Source organism: Marinobacter salicampi (assembly GCF_011074795.1).
GTDB classification, from domain to species: domain Bacteria; phylum Pseudomonadota; class Gammaproteobacteria; order Pseudomonadales; family Oleiphilaceae; genus Marinobacter; species Marinobacter salicampi.
Genome location: NZ_JAAMPF010000031.1, coordinates 1 through 20029 on the forward strand (window position 1 = coordinate 1; position 20029 = coordinate 20029).

The following is a 20029-nucleotide window of genomic DNA, read 5'->3' on the forward strand; positions in this document are numbered from 1 at the left end:
CTCGAACCAGCGACAAACGGATTAACAGTCCGTTGCTCTACCAACTGAGCTATCGGGGAACAGCGTCGTTGAGGCCGGCATATTAAGGACTTTGGGTGCGCCGGTCAAGCCCATGAATTGAATGATTAAAGGTCTGGAGCTTCAATGATCCCTGTAAACCCCGAAGGGCGCCAACAAAGGAAGAGCAAGGTCATGGAAGGCATGACTTCAGCATCACGTCTGAACTTGATTCCAGCTTGCGCGCCCGTAGCAGACTATGTTCCACAACGATGGCTGCGCAACGGACACCTGCAATCGGTGTGGTCAACCCTGTTCAGGAGCGTCAGCCTGGCAGAGCCTGCTGTGGAAGTCATAGCCACCAGCGATAACGATGAATTGCGCCTGGACTGGCACCGCCAGGGCAGTGACCGGCTCGCGATAATTTCCCACGGTCTGGAAGGGCACAGCAGGCGCCCGTATATTCTCGGGCTGACCCGGGCATTGTTGGCCGACGGCTGGGATGTACTGGCCTGGAACTTCCGCTCTTGCGGCGGCATCATGAACCGGCAGCCCAGGTTCTATCACAGCGGCTCCACTGACGACCTGGCGCGTGTGGTTGAGTACGGGTTGGGCGAAGGTAATCCGGGCGGCGTCTATCGCACCGTGGGGCTGGCCGGATTCAGCATGGGCGGCAACTTGACTTTGCTCTACCTGGGGCAGCAGGGCAGTCAGATTGATTCACGAATCGCCGGAGCCGTGACATTTTCTGTGCCCTGTGATCTGGCCGGCAGCGCCGGGATGCTGGCGCGCCCAAGCCGACGAATATACATGCAACGGTTTCTGAGGGACCTCCATGCCAAAATGGCCGATAAGGCCAGACTGTTTCCGGAGCTGATCGACGTTGCCGACTTTGAATCCATCCGGAACTTCAGGCAGTTTGACGACCGGTACACAGCGCCTCTCCATGGTTTTCGAGACGCCGAGGATTACTGGGCACAGTGCTCGGCCCTCACAAGGCTCAAGGATATCCAGGTGCCTGCATTGATGGTGAACGCCCGGGATGATCCCTTTCTGTCGCCCGGGTGTTTTCCCGATGACAGACCCCTGCTGGGTCACAAAGTGATGCTTGAAACGCCTCGCTGGGGCGGCCATGTGGGGTTTGTCGAGACTGCGAAAGATGGCTATTACTGGTCAGAACGTCGGGCGATCCGGTTTTTCCGGGGCCTTACCGACAAGTAAGGCCCATCTAGCCGTTCCAGAGAAGGTGAGGAGTTTAGTCGGATTCCAGAATAGGTTTCAGCTCGGGCCAGAGGTTGTTCAGCAGGTGTTCCTGGGCTTCATCGGTTGGGTGTATGCCATCGTCCTGCATCATGCCTTGCTGGTCGTAGATGCCTTCCAGGAAGAAGGGCACCAGGGAAACCGAATGCTCCCGGGCCAGGTCGGGATAGATGTCCGCGAAAGCCTCGGTATAGCGGCGGCCATAGTTGGGTGGCAACTGCATCCCGACCAGCAGGACCCGGGCTCCGGCCTCCTGGGAGCGGGTAATCATTTCCTCCAGGTTGCGTTCGATGACGCCCGGACTGAATCCGCGCAGGCCGTCATTGCCGCCAAGCTCTATGATAACGACCTCGGGATCATGGCGGGACAGAAGCTCGGGCAGCCGGCGAAGACCGCCGTCGGTGGTTTCACCGCTGATGCTGGCGTTGAGCACCTCCCAGTTGTCATAGCCCTGTTGCTCCAGCTTTTCCTTGAGCCGGGCCACCCAGGCACGCTCAGTCTGGACGCCGTAAGCTGCGCTCAGGCTGTCACCCATGATCAGCAACTGGTTGGCGGAACTTGCGAGGGTCGGGGCGCTCAATAACACCAGTGCCAGGAACAGAATTGATCTCAGGGATAGAAATACCGTATTGATAACCATCTTCCTCTATACAGTTTGTGCAGGAGCGCATGTGATCGAAAAAACGAACTTAGCCCAGGGGGCCACAACGGCCATGCTCAGGGTCGAAAACCTCAGTCATCGGGTTGACCTTGGCAATGATACGCTTACGATCCTGCAGGGGGTCAATCTTGAAATCAAGCGTTCCGAGTCTGTGGCCATTGTGGGCCGTTCCGGCTCAGGTAAAACCACCTTGTTAGGGCTGCTGGCAGGTCTGGATACACCTACTGAAGGCGTGGTGCATCTGGACGGCGCACGTATCAGTGAGCTTAGTGAAGACAAACGGGCACAGCTTCGGGCGCAGCGGGTCGGGTTTGTGTTTCAGTCATTCCAGCTTTTGCCTGCCCTGACCGCACTGGAAAATGTCATGCTGCCCCTGGAGTTGGGCGGACACAAAGAACCGGCGGCAAGGGCTCGGGAATTGCTTTCGCGAGTCGGCCTGGGCGAACGCCTGACCCACACACCGCGGCAGTTGTCCGGAGGCGAGCAGCAAAGAGTGGCCATTGCGCGGGCTTTCGCTGCCGACCCCATCGTCCTTTTCGCAGACGAGCCCACGGGCAACCTTGATAACCACACAGGCCAGGCAATATCGGATCTGCTTATGACCCTGAACCGTGAGCAGGGCACGACGCTCGTCATGGTGACCCATGATGAACTGCTGGCGGCCCGGTGTGAGCGCCAGTTTCATATCGAAGCGGGCGTACTGACAGAGCCAGCTTCCCTGCAAAGGGCTCAAGAGGAGCCAGTGCAATGAATGGTGCTAGCCAGAAGCTCTCTTCGGTCCGCAGGGACTGGCGGGAGCGGGATGTCCGGGTGGTCCTGGCCGCACTGATAATCGCGGTGGCTACCGTGGCGACCATTGCCCTGTTTGCCAACCAGCTTCAGCATACACTTGTTTCCTCCGCCAGCTCGTTTCTCGCTGCTGACCGTCAGCTGGAAGCTGAGAATGGTCGGCCCGTCCCTACGGAATGGCGTGCCGAGGCCCGAAGCCGGGGCCTTCAGACCGCTAGGATGGTCCAGTTTTCAACCATGGTCTTCGGTGGAGAACAGTTCCAGCTTGTGTCGGTAAAAGCTGTGGATGATGATTATCCTTTGCGCGGGGAAATCGAATTCCAGCCCGCACTTGGCGCGCCGCGCACCATGACCAGCGGAGGCCCGGCCCCGGGTGAAGTGTGGCTAAATCCGCGCCTTTTGAAGCTTCTGGAGGTTGAGGTTGGCGACACCATCGATGTTGGCGAAAGAACCCTTGAGGTTAGCGGTCTTCTGATTCGGGAGCCGGACGGTGGCTTCAACATGACGGCCCTGGCGCCGCGCATCATGATGCACCATGAGGACGTTGCCGCCACCGGGGTGATACAGGACGGTAGCCGCGTGGAGTACGTCAATCTCTTTGCCGGTGACGAGCCGGCCCTTGAACGATTTTACAGCTGGCTGGAACCACGGCTGGAACCGGGCCATGAATGGGAGAGCATCCGGGACGGTGAGGCCTTGTCAGAATCGCTGGCGCGGGCAGAGCGGTTTCTGCTTCTGGGCGGGAGCCTGGCAGTTCTGCTGGCGGCGGTTGCAGTAGCGGTGGCCAGCAGGCAGTACGCCATCGGGCAGCGGGATACAGTAGCGCTTCTTAAGACTCTCGGAGTGAGTAGCCGGGCCATTGGCAAGCTTTACCTCAGTCGCCTGGCTCTATGGGGCCTTGTCGGCATTATTGGCGGCCTTGTGGTGGCGCTGCCCCTATTCTGGATGCTTGCCAATCTGGTCAGTGAAGCGCTGGACCGTGCGGTGGACATTCATTTCGACGTGTCTGCGCTCACCCCGGCGGTGCTCACTGCCGTTGTTTCACTGTTCGCCTTTGCCTACCCGCCTATCCGCCGGCTGCGCGATGTGCCGGCGATGCGGGTGTTACGCAGCCAGCCTGGCGAGGCCGGCACCAGAGCATGGCTTGACGTACTCATTGCGGTGATTGCGGTGTTTGGGCTGGTCTATCTTTACGCCCGGGAGGTTTCCCTGGTACTGGCGTTGCTGGGGGGGCTGGCCGCCCTGATGGGCACGCTGGCACTGCTGGGCTGGGGTCTGGTCAGTAGCCTGAAGCATATGTCCGGTGGTGGCAACGCCTGGCGTCTGGCACTGATCGGCCTTTACCGCCACCGGCGCGCCAGTATGTCCCAGATCGCTGTGTTTGCCATGACGCTGATGCTGGCGACCACGCTCATCCTGGTGCGCTCGTCTTTGCTGGCGGACTGGCAGGCCCAACTGCCGGAGAGCACGCCGAACCATTTTCTGATCAATATCGCGCCCGAAGCCGTGGACGATGTGAGGGCATTTCTGGAAGCGAGGGACCTGCCCCTGGATACTCTCTATCCCATGGTTCGGGGCCGCCTGACTGAAATCAATGATCAGCCGGTGCGACAAGCAGTAAGCAAAGACGCCAAGGTCAATGCACTCAACCGGGAATTAAATCTTACCTGGATGGATGACCTGCCTGCTGATAACCGGATTGTGGATGGGCAGTGGTTTGAGGAGGATCAGACCCAGGGGGTGTCGATAGAATCCGAGCTGGCGGACAAGCTGGGCGTGAAAGTGGGGGATACCCTGACCTTTACCATAGGCTCAGACCAGGTCTCTGAACCCATAACCAGCATCCGGACGGTGCAGTGGGACAGCATGAAGCCCAACTTCTATATGGCTTTCCCCCCGGGCGGCGGTCTGGAAGGGATGCCGGCGACCTGGATCACCAGTTTCTATCTGGAGGGGGATGAGAAGTCGGATCTCAACAGCTTTGCCCGCCAGTTTCCGACCATCTCGGTTCTGGAGCTGGACCACATCATTGAGCGCATACAGAGCATAGTAAAACAGGTGGCCCAGGCCATTGAAGCCATACTGGCCCTGATTCTGGCGGCTGCCCTGGTGGTCATGGCTGCGGTGGTCAGCGCCACCCTGCAGGATCGCCAGAGGGAAGGCGCCCTGCTGCGGACCTTGGGTGGGCGCCGGTCCCTGCTGGTGCGCAGTACCATGCTGGAATTTGCACTGCTCGGGCTCTTTGCAGGCATACTTGGTGTGGTGGCAGCAGAAGCTGCTGTCTGGGCTCTTCAGTATCGTATGTTCGAGGGTGAGTTCCGCTGGCACTGGAATCTCGTCATTCCGGTTCCCCTGATAAGTGCAATGGTGCTGGCACTGCTGGGACGCAGCCAACTGAAGCCGGTATTGAACGTATCGCCCATGTTGCTGCTCAGGCGTCTTGAGTAACGCCTGACCCAGGTTATCGGTAACGTCGCTCGATCTTTGAGATTTCGCCGCTGTCTTTCATACGGGTAAGCTCCTCGTTGAAAGCAGTGGCGAACTCCGACCAGTCCTGACGCAACATTAGCCGAAAACCGAAGTCGGAGATGGGATCGCCGACGACTTCTAATTGGTCGCTCCAGCCGTTCTGGCTCATAATCCATTGGCCCACTGCCTGGTCCATAACAGCGGCGTGAAACTGTTCACCGTGCAGCAGGAACTGAAGCATGTCCTTGTGTTTGGTGACATCAAAGCGTTGCGCCCGTTCGGCAGCGAAAATCGGTTCCAGGGCAGGGTAGTGGAAGCCCAGGTGGGTCACTATGGTATGCCCGGCAATGTCCTCAGGCTCTTCGAATTCAAACTCCGAATCCACGGTCTTGAAGAAATTCTCCCGAACCCGGGTAATAGGCAGGGTAAATACAAAACGCTCGGGCTCTTCTGTCCATTCAATGGCACGATAGGTGGCGTCAATATAGCCATCCACTAACATCTGGTTGACCCGCTTTCGGGGGATCTTCCTGGGGATCACCTGATAACCCAGTTGTGTTGATATCCGCTCAACGACGTCCCAGATGATACCTGAATACTCATCATTTTCAGAAATGATGACATAGGGCGGATAACCGGTCGGAGAAACGTTGAAGACAAAGTCGCGGTGCGCGTTTGTACCGGCCTCGGAGGTCTCTTTTGCGTGGCTCTCAGCCCCGTGGCTTGCCCAGGCTGATGTGGACAGCAGGATGGCGCTAACCGCCAGGCTTAGAGTATGTCGCATAGAACGGTTGTGCTTGAGCATGAGTAAATGGAACCGATAGCCAGTTGAGCTTGGGCGTTACACGAGGCAGGCAAAAAACGAGGTGATGCGCGCCCGTAGCGTGTCGGCATCCATGCTTGCACAAATTCTGATCAAATCACTACGGACTCTTCCCTCCGCATGACTGGCACACCAGATCCTGGATCAGGTGTTTCGCAGAACAGAATACAAACGAATTGTTGCCTGTTTTGAAACGGTTTTCAATCCTATCATTGCAAAAAATTAAGGTTTCGAGAGGGCCGGACCCGAGGGGCCGGCCCTCTGACGTCAGGCCCAAGCGCGCTGAAGTACGGCGCGTGCATCTTCCAGGGTCACTTCCTTGGGGTTGAACATAATGGAGCCATCATCCAGGGCTAGCGCCGCAATGCGGTCAAGCTGGTCGGCTTCCACCTTCCCGGTTTCCTTCAGGGTGCGGGGCAGCTTGCAGTGTTTATAGAGCGCGTCGCGCAGGCGGCGGATGGCTGAAATTGAGGCCTCTGCACGACGACTGGCCGGCGTAGTGGCGTAGACCTCGGGACCGTCCAGATACAACAGCAGTTCTCCCAGGGGCTCACGGATGGTCTCCAGGTTGTACTCCAGCACGTACGGCAGAAACAGACTCATGCACATACCATGGGGCAGATGGCAGATGGCACCGGTGGCGTGTCCCAGCGCATGAACAAGACCAACCATGGAATTGGAGAATGCGATGCCGGCCATGGTTGAAGCCTGGGCCAGTTCCAGCCGGGCGTCGGCGTCTTTCGGATTCTCCATCACCGGCAAAAGAAAGGTACTGATCTTCTTGATTGCGGAGGTTGCATAAGCATCACTCAATGGATTCTTGGCCATGCAGGTGAAGGCTTCGGTGGCATGGGTCATGGCGTCCATGGCGGTTGCTGCGGTTATGTGCGGCGGCAAGGTCAGGGTCATGCGCGGATCAATGATCGCCGCATTGGGCAGCAGGAAAGATGAAGAGAAGGGCAGTTTCACCGACTTCTCAAGATCCGCGATAACCGCCACGGCGGTCACCTCAGAGCCGGTGCCGGCTGTGGTGGGGACAACGAAAAATGGCTTCAGAGGTCGTTTGAGAACACCAGCGCCGACATACTTGCTGATATCATCGCCGCCCTCAGACACCAGGATGTTGACTGCTTTGGCAGTATCTATGGCCGATCCTCCGCCAACTGCGATGATCGAGTCACACTTCTCCGAGCGGTAGACCTCGGCAATGGCCCTGACAACGCCTGTCGAAGAGTCAGGCGGGACATCATCATAGATGGAAACAATCTCAAGGCCACTTTCTTCACAGGCGGAAATGACCGGGTCCAGCAGCCCAGCGGCTCGTACCCCCTTGTCTGTGATGATCATCGGGCGCCTGGCGGCCAAGCCGGTCAGTTCGTAGGGTATGTGTTCCAGGGCCGCTTTGCCTGCGATCACCTTGACCGGACAGAAAAACTCATAGTATTTGTTGCTCATTATGCTCTCACCGTGTCCACAAATTGATTTGCCACTTTCAGGTAAATACGAGCGGCACCTATAACCTTTTTAGGAAGATTGAGGTCTCTCGGGTACTCCTTCACAGCCCTGGACGCCACCAGTCTGGGCAGGATAAAGGCTTCGAGCCGGTTCAGAATGCGGGTGATCCGTATGGCATAGCCCAGGTCGCCGTCCACCAGCATCCGGTCATTGGCAAAAGCGACCGAGGTTTTTTCCTGGAACGACAGCACCAGAAACGCGTGGGCGATATGCTTGAACTGTATCGAGAGGTCCGGATCCCGTGGGGCTGTGCTGCCATGAAACCGTAATGCACCGTTGCCAAGATGCTCGATGATGAGCCTTGGGCCGTCGGGCATGACCATCATCTCGAACAGGAAGCCCTCCGGTAACGAACGGGCTTCCCCCTGCACATCGCTGTCTATTTCACTCACGGCCTGAAGGGCCTGTCCCATTACCTGGAACATTGCCTCGACATACAGGCGGCGCGCCTGGAAGGCCATCGGTTTGATATGTCTGGCTAGCATGGATTCACCTGCTTGGTTGGTATAGTCTGATTTTTAGAGTTATTGCTCTAAAAGTCAATGCGAACCGTGACGCCGGATCTGTGTCAGATTGGCAAACCCTCGCACCACGGGCCGCCCCGTTCACGGCCCTCAGAGAGGGTGCCAGGCTATAAGTTTGCAAAAACAATTGTTTTGGCAAGGGGGGTGTTTAACGATAGAGCGGCTGTACCTTCACCCCAACCTGTAATAAGAGCAGCGCCCTGATGAGTCCCGATTTACTGCTGAGCCCAGCCGCCGAACCCGCATTGAAGCACCAACTGCAGCCTTGGGCCCATCAGACGACGGCCGGCTTTACAGTAAGGGGGCTCAGAAGTCCTGCCACCGGTAAACCGGTTATCCATTTTATTCACGGCAACGGCTACTCAGGGCTGGTGTATGAGCACCTGTTACAGCCGTTACTTGAACACGCAGACCTGGTCATCAGTGATATTCAAGGTCACGGGGAGAGCGACCACGGCGGCTCGTTCAAAGGCTGGAACGCAACCGCGCTGCTGTGTGAGGAAGCGCTTCGGGAGGTCCGCAAAAGCTACCTGGATGCCAAGGGGGAACCGATGCCGGTCCATGGACTCGGGCACAGCTTCGGAGCTGTCATGACGACCCTGATGATGGCCAACGCACCGACGTTGTTTCGTCAGTCAGTTTTACTGGACCCGGTATTGTTCACTCCGCCGATGCTCCGGCTCATGGCCGTGTCCAGTTCTGTTGGTCTGTGGAAACGAAATGCCATGGCGAGCAGAGCCCGTAAGCGCCGGGCTCACTGGTCAGATGCCAGGCAGGCGTTTGAGTACTTCCATCAGCGGGGGATATTCAAAGGCTGGGATGACCGGTGTCTGCAGAGTTATGTCAATCACGGCCTGAAACCGGTGAAGGAGGGCGGTCTGACGCTCCGATGTGAGCCTGAGCGGGAATCTGAACTGTTTGCCACTTACCCGAGGGGCCTCTGGCGGGCAGTGAAAAAGGTCCGTACCCCGACTCACCTGATCTATGGGCAGCGGACCTATCCCTTCGTTGGCAAATCCGTAGCCCGGTGGCAGGCGATGGACCCGGCGCTCACGGTCGACGAGAGCCCCGGTGGCCACTGTTTTATGCTGGAGTATCCCGAGCAAACCGCCGAGCGGGTGCTGAACAGGCTTGCTCTGTAGGAGGCTGATTCCGACAAGAGTGTTCTGGCCAAGGGTGACGTTGTGGATAGGTCAGCCTTGGGTCAGGGCCTCAAGCTTGCGCTGGGCCTCTGCCGCAATTTCACCCTCGGCCTTGGCCGCGGTACTGTAGTACTGAGCTGCTTCTTCCTTGCGACCCTGCTTGACGGCGATATCCCCCAGCCTCAGGAACGCGATTGACGTAGGGACAACGTCATTGGCGGCTTTGAGATCTTCCTGGGCCTGATCCAGATTGTTCAGATCCAGCTCATGCAATCCACGCTGCAACCGGTAGCTGAACATCTCCGGGTAGAGTGAGACCGCTTTGTCGTAATCTGACTGAGCCTTCTGTGGATTGTTCAGCTCTTCCTGGATCTGTCCACGGAACGCATAGAAGGCCGCTTCGTCAGGCTCGATCCGGATCGCCTCATTGATTTTGCTCATGGCAGCGTCGAGGTTGTCCGCCTTGGCAAAATCCATGGCTTCGTCCTGGGCCTTGTAGGCCGGCTGCTTTTTCTCCAGGTAGGCCAGCTTTTCCTGATAGGTCTCGCGACCTATTCGACCGCCGCTGCCGATTTTGTTTACCAGTTCCTGGTTTTCCTCAACCCGCTTCTGGGATGGCGGGTGAGTAGCGAACAGGCCCTGGAGGAAGCCGGGGTTATTTCCTTCAGACAATCTGACAAAGATTTCCTGGAGCTCGACTGCAGCCTGGGGATCGTAGCCGGCCTCCTTCATATACCGGATACCGTAGTGGTCGGACTCGAGCTCATGACTCTGGCTGTATTGGGCCATGGCAACCTGGCTTCCCACGGCGGCTCCTCCCATCAGCAGACCGGCGAATTCATTGTCAGTCATGGCAAGACCAATCCCGAGTCCGGCAACGCCGGCATTGATCAGCATTCCCCGCTGCATGCGCTGAACACTGTGCCGGGCCGCGGCGTGGACAATTTCATGGCCAAGCACTGCGGCCAGCTGAGCTTCGTTTTCGAATTCGGTCAACAACCCGCGATTGATCGCAATTTTTCCCGAGGGCAGGGCCCAGGCATTCGGCACGCTGCTATTTATTACGGTGAACTCGTAGGGCAGGTCGGGCCGATCGCTGACGGCAGCGAGTTTCTGGCCAATCTCGCTGACGTAGTTGGTCAGCTCCGGGTCCAGGTAGTATTTGCCGCCCTGTATCTGCTGGGTAGGTAAGTACTGTTCTTCGCCAATGGATATTTCCTGGCTTTCGGGTATGAGCGAGAGCTGCTTTTCACCGGTGACAGGGTTGGTGGTGCAGCCGATAAGTATGCTGAACAGAACAATGAACGAAAGACCGCGGATTCCAGGCCTGCTGATCACAATGAGCTCCTTGCAATGGTTTGGTTCTGCAGATGTTATAACACAGTTTTCGGGCTTACGATCTTTCCACCGCGGACCCTCTGGGCAAGGTCCTGCCAGTGGAGCCTGTGGGCCTGATGGCGTATTATCCACGCACCTTTTCTCTTCTAACCGGATTACCCGATGTCGGCCTTTCTCGATTTCATAGCCCTCGGCTGGTTCCTCGTCTGCTGGCTCGGCTATACCGAATATTCCCGTCGCATGGCCCATAACCGGCCCTGTCTATCGAATACGCTGGACATGTACCGGGAAGACTGGATGCGCATGATGCTGCGTCGGGACAATCGCATTCCGGACGCCACCGTGGTAGGCAACCTGGAGCGCAACGGCGCCTTTTTTGCCTCCAGCTGCCTGCTGATCCTGGCCGGTATCATCACGGCGTTGGGATATACCGAAGAAGTCATGAACGTGTTTGAACCCTTGCCTTTTGGCAGCCATGCCAGCCGCGAGATATGGGAACTGCGACTGGTGGTTCTGCTGCTGGTGTTCGTCTATGCCTTCTTCAAGTTCACCTGGTCAATGCGCATGTACAATTTCGTGGCGGTGCTGATCGGAGGTGCTGCCATGCCTGATGACCCCAAGACCACACCTGCGGCGCGGGAGGCGTTCGCCAAGAGCGCCGCAACGGTCTGCAACCTGGCCGGCGATGCGTTCAACCTGGGCCTGCGTTCCTATTACTATGCTCTGGCCGTGGTCACTTGGTTTATTCACCCTCTGCTGTGCATAGGTGCGTCGACTCTGGTGGTTATGGTGCTTTACCGCAGGGAGTTCTGTTCTGACGCACTGAGTGCGTTGCGGGTGGGCAAGACCTTTGAAGAGCCTGTGCCCAAAGGTGAGAAGAAACCGAAAACGGAAGCAAAAGAAGACCGCGATAGACCCGGACCCGACAAGAACATGAAAGCTCATTAAAGCCAGTCCTGAAAAAATTTTGCCAGGGCCTGCCCGCGCAGGCTCCGATCAACACCACAGCACACCAGACTAAAGCCAGGCTGAACCATGACTGACCGCCTTCGAATGGACCGGGTAAGCCGGTTTATTAATACCCTCAACCAGGCCCGGGAGCTGGGCCTGACCGTATCGGACGCAAGTGAGGAGCACCTGGTCCTCTGCCTGCCCTACAGCGAAAAGATCATCGGTAACCCGGACACCCGGGTGATCCATGGGGGCGCCATTACCACGTTGATGGACACGACCTCGGGTTCGGTAATGATCTGTGCATTGCCAGAATTCGAACTCTGCCCGACCCTGGACCTGCGGGTGGATTACATGCGCCCTGCGGAGCCGGACAAGCCTGTGTACGCCCGCGCCGAGGTTTATCGCATGACTCGGCACATTATCTTTACCCGATGCGAAGCCTACCAGGAGGAAGGTGAAACCGTAGCGCAATGTGTCGGCACGTTTATGCGTATCGGCAAGGAAAGTACGCCCAAGGCGTACCGCGACCTGATCACCGGGGGTGCGGAATGACAAGTCCGGAGATTCTGAGACATACACAAGCAACCGGCGATTTTACCCGTATGCTGGAAAGCGTGCCCTACGCCAGGTTTATCGGGCTGCACTGCGACCGCTTCGGTGACGACTTGATCTTTCGCCTTCCGCCAAAAGACCAGAACCTGGGTAACCCGATACTGCCGGCTATCCACGGCGGAGTAATTGGCGGTTTCATGGAAGTCTCGGCCGCCATTTACCTGATGATGTCCCAGGACACTTTCCGCATGCCTAAGATTGTCGACTTTTCCCTGGACTACCTGCGGGCGGGCCTTGACCGGGAAACCTTTGCCGAATGCCATCTGACCCGGCAGGGCAACCGGGTTGCCAATGTCATGATAACCGCCTGGCAGAAGTCCCGAAGCAAACCCATTGCCACTGCCAGAGCCCATTTTCTGCTGGAGGATTAATCCCGGCAAGTTTGCGACAAACACTTGAAAACCCTCAGGCGACCCCCATTTCTCAGTCAGCCAAGGCCATTGACCCCTCCCGGGCATGGCAACTGACCGAGTCGTGCCTCTGGATGATGGCATGGGCGTCAGTGATCTTCCCGGGTGGGGTCGAGTCACCCGATCCAAGACCCCAGTCAGGAGTAATGAACACATGACGGTCGATACACAGAAAGAAACCCTGGGCTTTCAGACCGAGGTAAAGCAGCTGCTGCACCTCATGATTCACTCGCTGTATTCCAACAAGGAAATATTTCTTCGCGAGCTGATCTCAAACGCGTCTGATGCTGAAGACAAACTGCGCTTCGCCGCCCTGAAAGACGACAGCCTGTTCGAAGAAGACCCCGACCTCAAGATCCGTCTGGACTACGATGAGGAAGCCAACACCGTAACGCTCAGCGATAACGGCATCGGCATGACCCGGGATGAAGTCATCCAGAATCTGGGTACCATCGCTCGTTCCGGCACGGCTGAGTTTCTGGGCCAGTTGACCGGGGATGAAAAGAAGGACAGCAAGCTGATCGGTCAGTTCGGCGTTGGTTTCTACTCGTCGTTTATTGTCTCTGAGCGAGTTGAGGTGTTCACCCGCAAGGCCGGGCGTCCGCCGGAAGAGGGCGTGCACTGGGAATCCGCTGCGGAAGGGGAGTTCTCGATTGAACCGATGACCCTGGAAGATCGCGGTACCAAAATCGTGCTCCATCTCAAGAAGGAAGAGAAGGAGTTCGCCAACGGCTATCGCCTGCGCAATCTGGTCAAGAAATATTCTGACCACATCTCTTTCCCCGTGGTCATGAAGGCCGAGTCTGACGAGAAAGATGCCGAGCCCAAGGAAGAGACAGTCAACGATGCGACTGCCCTCTGGACTCTGCCCCGCACTGAGATAAAGGACGAGGAATACAAGGAATTTTACAAGCACATTGCCCACGACTTCGAAGATCCGCTGACTTGGTCCCACAACAAGGTCGAAGGCAAGCTGGATTACACCAGTCTGCTTTACATTCCGGCCCGTGCGCCGTTTGATCTTTACCAGCGTGAAGCCCCCCGTGGTCTGAAACTCTATGTCCAGCGCGTCTTTATCATGGACGATGCTGAGCAGTTCCTGCCCCTGTACCTGCGCTTTACCAAGGGCGTTATCGATTCCAATGATCTTTCGCTGAACGTGTCCCGGGAGATCCTGCAGAACGACAGTACCGTGGAGAGCATTCGCACGGCGCTGACCAAGCGGGTACTGGACACACTCTCCAAGCTGGCCAACAAGGATGCCGAAAAGTATCAGACCTTTTGGGATGAGTTCGGCACCGTGCTGAAGGAAGGCCCGGCGGAAGACGTGGCGAACCAGCAGAAGATCGCCAAGTTGCTGCGTTTTGCCTCTACCCAGACCGGTGAGCGCACCCAGAACGTCTCCCTGGATGACTACATCAGCCGCATGAAGGAAGGTCAGAACAAGATCTACTACATCACCTCTGACAGCTTTACTGCTGCCAAGAGCAGCCCGCATCTGGAAGTCTTCCGCAAGAAAGGCGTGGAAGTTCTGATCCTCACGGACCGCATTGATGAATGGATGATGGGTTACCTGAATGAGTACGACGGTAAGCAGTTCCAGGATGTGGCCCGGGGCGAGCTTGATCTGGGCGATGTGGAAACCGAAGAAGACAAGAAACACCAGGAAGAGGCCACCGAAGCCCACAAGGATTTGCTGGAGCGCATCAAGACAGCCCTTGATAATCGCGTACAGGATGTCCGGGTAACCAACCGTCTCACCGACTCGCCCGCGTGTCTTGTTGTAGCCGAGCACGACATGGGCCTGCAGATGCGCAAGATCATGGAAGCTGCGGGTCAGAAAATGCCCGAGAGCAAGCCGATCTTCGAGATCAATGTTGAGCATCCGCTGGTGCAGCGTCTCGAGAATGAAAAGGGCGATGAGCGCTTCAAGGAGTTGTCGGCGGTGTTGTTCGACCAGGCTACCCTTGCCAGTGGTGAACAGCTGGAAGACCCGGGTGCCTATGTGTCACGGCTTAACCGGCTGTTGCTTGACCTGAGCAACTAAACGCCCATGCAGCACCTGGACGTCGATCTCGCGATTTCGCCTGACGAGTGGCTGAAGCTTTATCAGGGAATCGCCCGTGACGTCCATGCCACGAGCCGGGACGGACGCAGTGTCCGTTTCCCGGCCCGTATCCTCTCCCGGTTTTATCTTCGTGATGGCGTGCGCGGAAGCTTCCGCATATTTTTTGACGACGCCGGCAAATTCCATAGTGTTCAGCGCCTGAGCTGACTCACTGATTATCCATCGCTCTCTTCCAGAGCCTGCCTTACAATCTAAAGCCAGTCGGGGCTACCACTGCGGTCCGACTTTTTTTTACCGATAAAAACGCTAGAATGCAGCCACGCTTCCAGTTGGCCCGTAACCGTACAGCTACGCCACCGAGCCGCGCCCTTTAACTGAACGAGACGATCCGATGCGCATTATTCTGGCCCCCATGGAGGGTCTGGTGGATTCACCCATTCGTGAGTCCCTGACCCAGGTCGGGGGCATCGATCGGTGCGTAACGGAATTCATAAGGGTGACCCACGGCATGTTGCCGCCCCGTATCTTCTACAAGTTCGCGCCGGAACTGCACAACAGGTGCCACACCAGTACCGGCATACCTGTGGCTGTGCAGTTACTGGGGTCAGACCCGGTTCAGATGGGCCTCCACGGTGCGAGGGCGGCAGAGCTGGGCGCACCCCGGGTGGACATCAACTTTGGCTGCCCTGCCAAGACCGTCAATAAACACAAGGGTGGGGCGGTGCTTTTGGACGAACCCGAGCTGGTCTACCAGATTACCCGTGCTGTCCGTCAGGCGGTCCCGGCTCACGTTCCCGTTACCGCCAAGATGCGGCTTGGTTACCTCGATCGTTCCATGGGCATTGCCTGTGGCCATGCTCTGGAAGCCGCCGGTGCTGCCGAGATTGTCATCCACGCCCGCAGCAAGGCCGATGGCTATAAACCTCCCGCATACTGGGAAGAGGTCGCCCTGGTTCGCGAGGCGGTATCCGCGCGGGTTATCGCCAACGGCGATATCTGGACTGTTGAGGATTATTGGCGCTGCCGGAAAGTGACCGGCTGCGAAGACGTCATGATCGGCCGTGGACTCATCTCACGCCCGGACCTTGCCGCCTGCATAAAAGCCAGCCAGAAGGGTGAAAGTCACACCCCCATGACGTGGCTGGAAGCCGTGGCACTGGTAAAAGGTTATGGTCACGTACTTCAGGGTCACCTGGATGATAAATACGTCTGCGGCCGGGTGAAGCAATGGCTGAACTACCTTCGCAGGGGATTTGCCGAAGCCGAGGCTGTCTGGCCACAGGCGCGGAAACTCCGCGATGCTGAGACCCTGTTCAAGTGCCTGGTCGAGGTCGGTGCGAAGCGAGAAGCGGCCTGATAATCTGTCAGCGTCTAAAGCTTTGGGAGCGCTTCCCCCCTGTCTGTAATTCTGGACATTGTCCGATCGGTCGGACAGCCCCGTTACGACCGTGCTCCGCATGCTTTGCAGCCCGGTCAGGCTCTTTTTCCTCTTTTTCTGTGTGGAAACTCGGACATTACTGCCGGTGCTCCCAGTCAATCCCTTATTCCATCTGTATGAATTAAATACATAATCAAAAACAGGCCCATTGTTTGCTGGGTTTCATATCTGTCGTGCCCAAAAACGATAGGGCAGCCGTCCCACGGGAGCCGGAGCGCGACTATAAAAACAATGAAAGGAGTGAGCCTGGCCTATGAGCTTGATAAACAATCTTTCCATGCGCGGCAAATTGCTTGCCCTGGTAATACCCGCGTTGGTTGTCGTGAGTTATTTTGCTCTTGAGAGCTATGCCCGCAATGCCCAGGATCTCAGCCATATGCACGAACTGCAGAAGATGGTTGCCCTGGCGGACATCGGTGACCCGCTTGTGGAAGCCCTGCAGAAAGAGCGTGACCGCTCAGTGGTTTTCTTCGCCAGTCGCTTCGATCCGGAGAAGGCGACCCGTGAGCTAATTGCCCAACACGAGGATACCGATGCCCGTTTGTCAGCCTACCGGCACCGGATCGAGAGCCTGCTGAGGGACGACCGGCTTGATGCGGAAATACGGGATAACGTGGTGGCTTTTGACAGCAAAATGGATCAGCTGCAAAGCCTTCGCGAAAACACGGTTGCGCGTCAGGTGGATGCCGTGGAGGCAACTGGCAGTTACACCGGCCTGATCCGGGAGCTGATCAGTCGTATTCCGCTGATTATCCGGCGCTCCACTGATGCTGAACTGACCCGTCAGGTGAACGCCTACTATGTGCTGGCTGAGGCTGCCGAGAAGGCGGGGCTGGAACGGGCTGCTGGCTCCAGCCTGATTCGTCGCGGTAGTTTCGATGTGCCGGCGGCCCAGGAGCTTGCCACTCTTTACGGTCATCAGCAGGCGTTTTTTGCCTCGGCGCAGGCTATGCTTCCGCAAGACTCGTTCATGCGCCAAAGTATTGAAGATCTTCTCGCCGGTGAGGCCAACTTGGCCCTTCAGGCCCAGCGGGACACGCTTTTCAAAAGCCCGTCCGGGCTCTACGGGCTGGAGGCAGATACCTGGTTTGCTGTGGCCAGTGATCGCATCGAGGCGTTGAACAAGGTGCGCGCGTCCATGCTGATGCAGATCTCCGGTCTGGCCCAACAAGCGCTTGCTGCAACCCGGCAGCGTTTGATCACTCATGCCGTTATCGCTTTGGTATCGATTTCAGTGGCCCTGGTATTGATGTTGCTGATTATCCGTTCGATTAATCATCAGGTTCGCCAGTTACTGACGGGGGTGCGCCAGGCTATGGAGAATAAAGACCTCACACACCCCATCGAGGTATCATCGAAAGATGAAATCGGCACGATCAGCGCCGCTATCAATGAGCTCTACCGGCATTTCGGCGACGCTCTGCTGCAGATAGACCAAGCCAGTGTCCAGTTAGCCAGGGCTACCACACAGACAAGCGCCACGGCCGATCAAAACAGCGGACATATTCAGTTTCAGCAGCAGCAGATTACCCAAGTGGCCAGCGCAACCTTGCAGATGTCAGCCACCTCAGAGGAAATCTCCCGCAATACCCAGCAGGTAGCCGACGCCGCCAATAGCGCCATGGAGCGAAGCCAGGCAGGCGAAAGGGTTTTGAAGAACAGCCTTCAGAGCATTCATGATCTGGCTGAGTCCGTTAAGGATGTGAATTCGGTGATTGCAGAGCTGGAAGTGCGCAGTGGCTCCATTAGCGACGTCATACATGTGATCCGCCAGGTCGCAGAGCAGACCAACTTGCTGGCTCTGAACGCTGCCATCGAAGCGGCCCGCGCTGGGGATCAGGGCAGGGGGTTCGCGGTGGTGGCCGACGAAGTACGCACGCTGGCCCAGCAAACCCACAAGTCCACCACTGATATAGAAGCCATCATCGTAGGCTTCCAGGAAATGACAGGCAATGCTGGCCGCGCCATGAAGGCAAGCTACGCATTGGCGAACGATACCAGCGAGCGTGCGTCTGAGCTGGAGCGGACCTTTGCCGAGACCCTCAATGATGTGGGTTCCATTTCACAGATGGCTGGCCATATTGCCACCGCATCTGATCAGCAGGTCTCAGTCACCAAGGACCTGTCCCGGAACATGGAGGCCGTGAATGAATCAGCCAACATGGCCCTGACAGGATCTCAGGAGATAAGCTTGGTGACCGATGAGCAGGCGAGACTCGCCAGGCAACTGCAGGAGCTGGCCCACGAATTTAAAATTGGGGCCGCCCGGCAGGGTGCTGAATAAAGGCTTCAGGCCGGAGTAACAATCCGGTCCAGGGCATCCGAAATGTCCCGGGCACTGCCCGGGCGGACCACGCGGGCCAGCTCTTCTCCGTCACGCATGAAAACAAGCGTTGGCCAGAGTTTGACCTTGAAGCTCCGGCCAAGCTTCCGGCCCTTGCCATCCTCGATTTTCAAATGTTTTACGCTCTGATGGCCGGCGAGTGCCTCTTCGATCAACGGCTGTGCTCCCCGGCAGTGGCCGCACCAGTCAGTACCAAATTCAACCACCAGGGGGCCTGGGGTCTGGTCGAGCTCAGAGCGGCTTGGAGCGTCAGCGCTGTAGGCCTGGTTTGCACTCATGATAACCTCCGTGTTGGATTTCTGGTTTGAACTCTGGTTTTCGTTACGTCGGCAACCCGGCGTTTGAAAGCGGGTCTGCAGACCCAGTGTAAAAGGTTATTGCATCGGTTGGCAGTCGATGCGCCAAGCCCGGACCGTTTAATGGCCTAGCTGAGGTCACCCCACTCGGAGCATCTCATGTCGCCCTATACCAAACCAAAGCAGTTTCTTGGCCTTGTAGGCTGGCTTGTTGTTGTTTTTGTCGCGGCCGGGACCGGGGCAATAGCTTCGATTCAGGCAGATCAGTTCTATGCCCAGCTCAGGCAGCCGGAATGGGCACCGCCGGCCTCGGTCTTCGGTCCGGTCTGGACCTCACTTTATCTGCTGATGGGGCTCGCAGCCTGGCAGGTGTGGCGTTCCAGCGGATTCCCTTCTGCCAGGAGCGCGCTTACGCTTTTCCTTATTCAACTTGTGCTCAACGCCCTGTGGAGCTGGTTATTTTTTGGCTGGCACCTCGGCGCCCTTGCCATGGCAGACCTTGTCCTGCTCTGGTTACTGATCGTCGCTACCGTGGTGGCGTTTTGGCGAATCAGTCCTTTGGCCGGTCTGGCGCTGGTTCCGTACCTGCTCTGGGTCACGTTCGCTGGCACTCTCAATTATTCGGTATGGCAGCTCAATCCGCAGATGTTGGGGTGAGGCTGGATTGAAGCTGTAAGTAAGGCCTGTTACCAGTGTGTAAGGGGCGGCTCGTTGACGTCACTAGCCGACCGGTCTAATATAGCTGTCATGGCATCCAACGACACTCGCAATCACATCATTCAGATCGGTGCAGATCTGATCGGGCAAAAAGGCTTTGGTGCCACGGGCATCAATGCCGTGTTGACGGAAGCTGGTGTACCCAAAGGGTCGTTCTACCACTATTTCAATAGCAAGCACGATTTTGGTTTGGCAGTCATAGAAACCTTTGCCGAGGAATATGACGTCAAACTTGATCAGATCCTGAATGATACCAGCCGCTCGGGCGTTGATCGCTTGAGAGCTTATTTCGACACAGGTCTGGAGACCATGACCGGTTGTGAGTACACCCGTGGGTGCCTGATCGGAAACCTGGGCCAGGAACTGGCAGGGCAGAACGAGGACTTCCGGAAGCGGCTGGATACGGTTTTTCAGAGCTGGGAGAAACGCTTTGAGCGATGTATCGAGGAAGCGCGCCAGTCCGGGGATATCGATGATTCAGTCAACTCGTCCGACGTTGCCAGCTTTCTGTTGTCGGGTTGGGAAGGTGCAATTCTGAGAGCCAAGGTGCTGAAGTCTACAGAGCCCATGGAGCGATTTGTCCGGGTATTCTTCCGGCAATGCCTTGGCGTCGGCTGACTTTTTTCACTGGATACTAGTAGACTGGTCTAATAAATTTTGTTTAATACAGCA

Annotated in this window: 19 protein-coding genes; 13 read left to right on the plus strand and 6 right to left on the minus strand. The window is 57.1% G+C overall.

Annotated elements, in window-relative coordinates; genetic code table 11:
• Window positions 1-144: 144 nt before the first annotated feature.
• Window positions 145-1218 carry a YheT family hydrolase gene (locus G7W63_RS17095; protein WP_242634472.1) on the plus strand — a complete coding sequence of 358 codons (1074 nt, stop codon included), beginning with the start codon at window positions 145-147 and terminating at the stop codon, window positions 1216-1218.
• Window positions 1219-1252: 34 nt separating this feature from the next.
• Here G7W63_RS17095 and G7W63_RS17100 read toward each other — a convergent pair whose 3' ends face one another.
• Window positions 1253-1897 carry an arylesterase gene (locus tag G7W63_RS17100; RefSeq protein WP_166261178.1) on the minus strand — a complete coding sequence of 215 codons (645 nt, stop codon included), beginning with the start codon at window positions 1895-1897 and terminating at the stop codon, window positions 1253-1255.
• Window positions 1898-1970: 73 nt separating this feature from the next.
• Here G7W63_RS17100 and G7W63_RS17105 point away from each other — a divergent pair, with 73 nt between their 5' ends.
• Window positions 1971-2669, plus strand: a complete 699-nt coding sequence (locus G7W63_RS17105) for an ABC transporter ATP-binding protein (protein WP_166261532.1) — start codon at window positions 1971-1973, stop codon at window positions 2667-2669.
• Window positions 2666-5155, plus strand: coding sequence for an ABC transporter permease (locus tag G7W63_RS17110; protein ID WP_166261180.1), 2490 nt, complete (start codon window positions 2666-2668; stop codon window positions 5153-5155). The genes G7W63_RS17105 and G7W63_RS17110 overlap by 4 nt, the downstream gene beginning before the upstream one ends.
• Window positions 5156-5168: 13 nt before the next feature.
• Here the strand turns inward: G7W63_RS17110 and G7W63_RS17115 are convergent, their stop codons facing one another.
• The 3 genes from G7W63_RS17115 to G7W63_RS17125 form a co-directional block, all read right to left on the minus strand.
• Entirely contained in the window at window positions 5169-5960 is a 792-nt protein-coding gene (locus tag G7W63_RS17115; protein ID WP_166261182.1) for a substrate-binding periplasmic protein, read from the minus strand.
• A gap of 306 nt (window positions 5961-6266) precedes the next feature.
• The gene (locus tag G7W63_RS17120; RefSeq protein WP_166261184.1) at window positions 6267-7454 is read right to left on the minus strand and encodes an iron-containing alcohol dehydrogenase; all 1188 of its coding nucleotides are present in this window, start codon (window positions 7452-7454) and stop codon (window positions 6267-6269) included.
• Window positions 7454-7999, minus strand: coding sequence for a hypothetical protein (locus G7W63_RS17125; RefSeq protein WP_166261186.1), 546 nt, complete (start codon window positions 7997-7999; stop codon window positions 7454-7456). Before G7W63_RS17125 ends, G7W63_RS17120 begins: the two co-directional genes overlap by 1 nt.
• A gap of 242 nt (window positions 8000-8241) precedes the next feature.
• On the opposite strand from G7W63_RS17125, the gene G7W63_RS17130 reads away from it, so the two are divergent.
• On the plus strand, window positions 8242-9180 hold the full coding sequence (locus G7W63_RS17130) for an alpha/beta fold hydrolase (RefSeq protein WP_166261188.1): 939 nt from the start codon (window positions 8242-8244) through the stop codon (window positions 9178-9180).
• A 51-nt stretch (window positions 9181-9231) separates the two neighbouring features.
• On the opposite strand, the gene G7W63_RS17135 is transcribed toward G7W63_RS17130, so the two are convergent.
• On the minus strand, window positions 9232-10515 hold the full coding sequence (locus G7W63_RS17135; protein ID WP_423202300.1) for a M48 family metalloprotease: 1284 nt from the start codon (window positions 10513-10515) through the stop codon (window positions 9232-9234).
• Between the two features lie 165 nt (window positions 10516-10680).
• Here G7W63_RS17135 and G7W63_RS17140 point away from each other — a divergent pair, with 165 nt between their 5' ends.
• From G7W63_RS17140 to G7W63_RS17170, 7 genes are all read left to right on the plus strand, one after another.
• Window positions 10681-11466 (plus strand): DUF599 domain-containing protein, encoded by a 786-nt coding sequence (locus G7W63_RS17140; protein ID WP_166261192.1) that lies wholly within the window; start codon window positions 10681-10683, stop codon window positions 11464-11466.
• An 87-nt stretch (window positions 11467-11553) separates the two neighbouring features.
• Window positions 11554-12024 (plus strand): PaaI family thioesterase, encoded by a 471-nt coding sequence (locus G7W63_RS17145; protein ID WP_166261194.1) that lies wholly within the window; start codon window positions 11554-11556, stop codon window positions 12022-12024.
• On the plus strand, window positions 12021-12455 hold the full coding sequence (locus G7W63_RS17150; RefSeq protein WP_166261196.1) for a PaaI family thioesterase: 435 nt from the start codon (window positions 12021-12023) through the stop codon (window positions 12453-12455). Before G7W63_RS17145 ends, G7W63_RS17150 begins: the two co-directional genes overlap by 4 nt.
• Before the next feature lie 193 nt (window positions 12456-12648).
• Window positions 12649-14541: a molecular chaperone HtpG gene (gene htpG / locus G7W63_RS17155; RefSeq protein ID WP_166261198.1), complete on the plus strand. Its 1893-nt coding sequence runs from the start codon at window positions 12649-12651 to the stop codon at window positions 14539-14541.
• Between the two features lie 6 nt (window positions 14542-14547).
• On the plus strand, window positions 14548-14769 hold the full coding sequence (locus G7W63_RS17160) for a DUF2835 domain-containing protein (RefSeq protein WP_166261200.1): 222 nt from the start codon (window positions 14548-14550) through the stop codon (window positions 14767-14769).
• A gap of 184 nt (window positions 14770-14953) precedes the next feature.
• Window positions 14954-15919 carry a tRNA dihydrouridine synthase gene (locus tag G7W63_RS17165; RefSeq protein ID WP_166261202.1) on the plus strand — a complete coding sequence of 322 codons (966 nt, stop codon included), beginning with the start codon at window positions 14954-14956 and terminating at the stop codon, window positions 15917-15919.
• 334 nt (window positions 15920-16253) lie between these two features.
• Window positions 16254-18284: a methyl-accepting chemotaxis protein gene (locus G7W63_RS17170; protein ID WP_166261204.1), complete on the plus strand. Its 2031-nt coding sequence runs from the start codon at window positions 16254-16256 to the stop codon at window positions 18282-18284.
• Window positions 18285-18289: 5 nt separating this feature from the next.
• Here G7W63_RS17170 and G7W63_RS17175 read toward each other — a convergent pair whose 3' ends face one another.
• Window positions 18290-18622: a thioredoxin family protein gene (locus tag G7W63_RS17175; RefSeq protein ID WP_166261206.1), complete on the minus strand. Its 333-nt coding sequence runs from the start codon at window positions 18620-18622 to the stop codon at window positions 18290-18292.
• Between the two features lie 177 nt (window positions 18623-18799).
• Here G7W63_RS17175 and G7W63_RS17180 point away from each other — a divergent pair, with 177 nt between their 5' ends.
• Complete coding sequence (locus tag G7W63_RS17180) at window positions 18800-19297, plus strand: TspO/MBR family protein (RefSeq protein ID WP_166261208.1); 498 nt, start codon at window positions 18800-18802, stop codon at window positions 19295-19297.
• 90 nt (window positions 19298-19387) lie between these two features.
• Window positions 19388-19975 carry a TetR/AcrR family transcriptional regulator gene (locus G7W63_RS17185; RefSeq protein ID WP_166261210.1) on the plus strand — a complete coding sequence of 196 codons (588 nt, stop codon included), beginning with the start codon at window positions 19388-19390 and terminating at the stop codon, window positions 19973-19975.
• The last annotated feature ends 54 nt before the right edge of the window (window positions 19976-20029 follow it).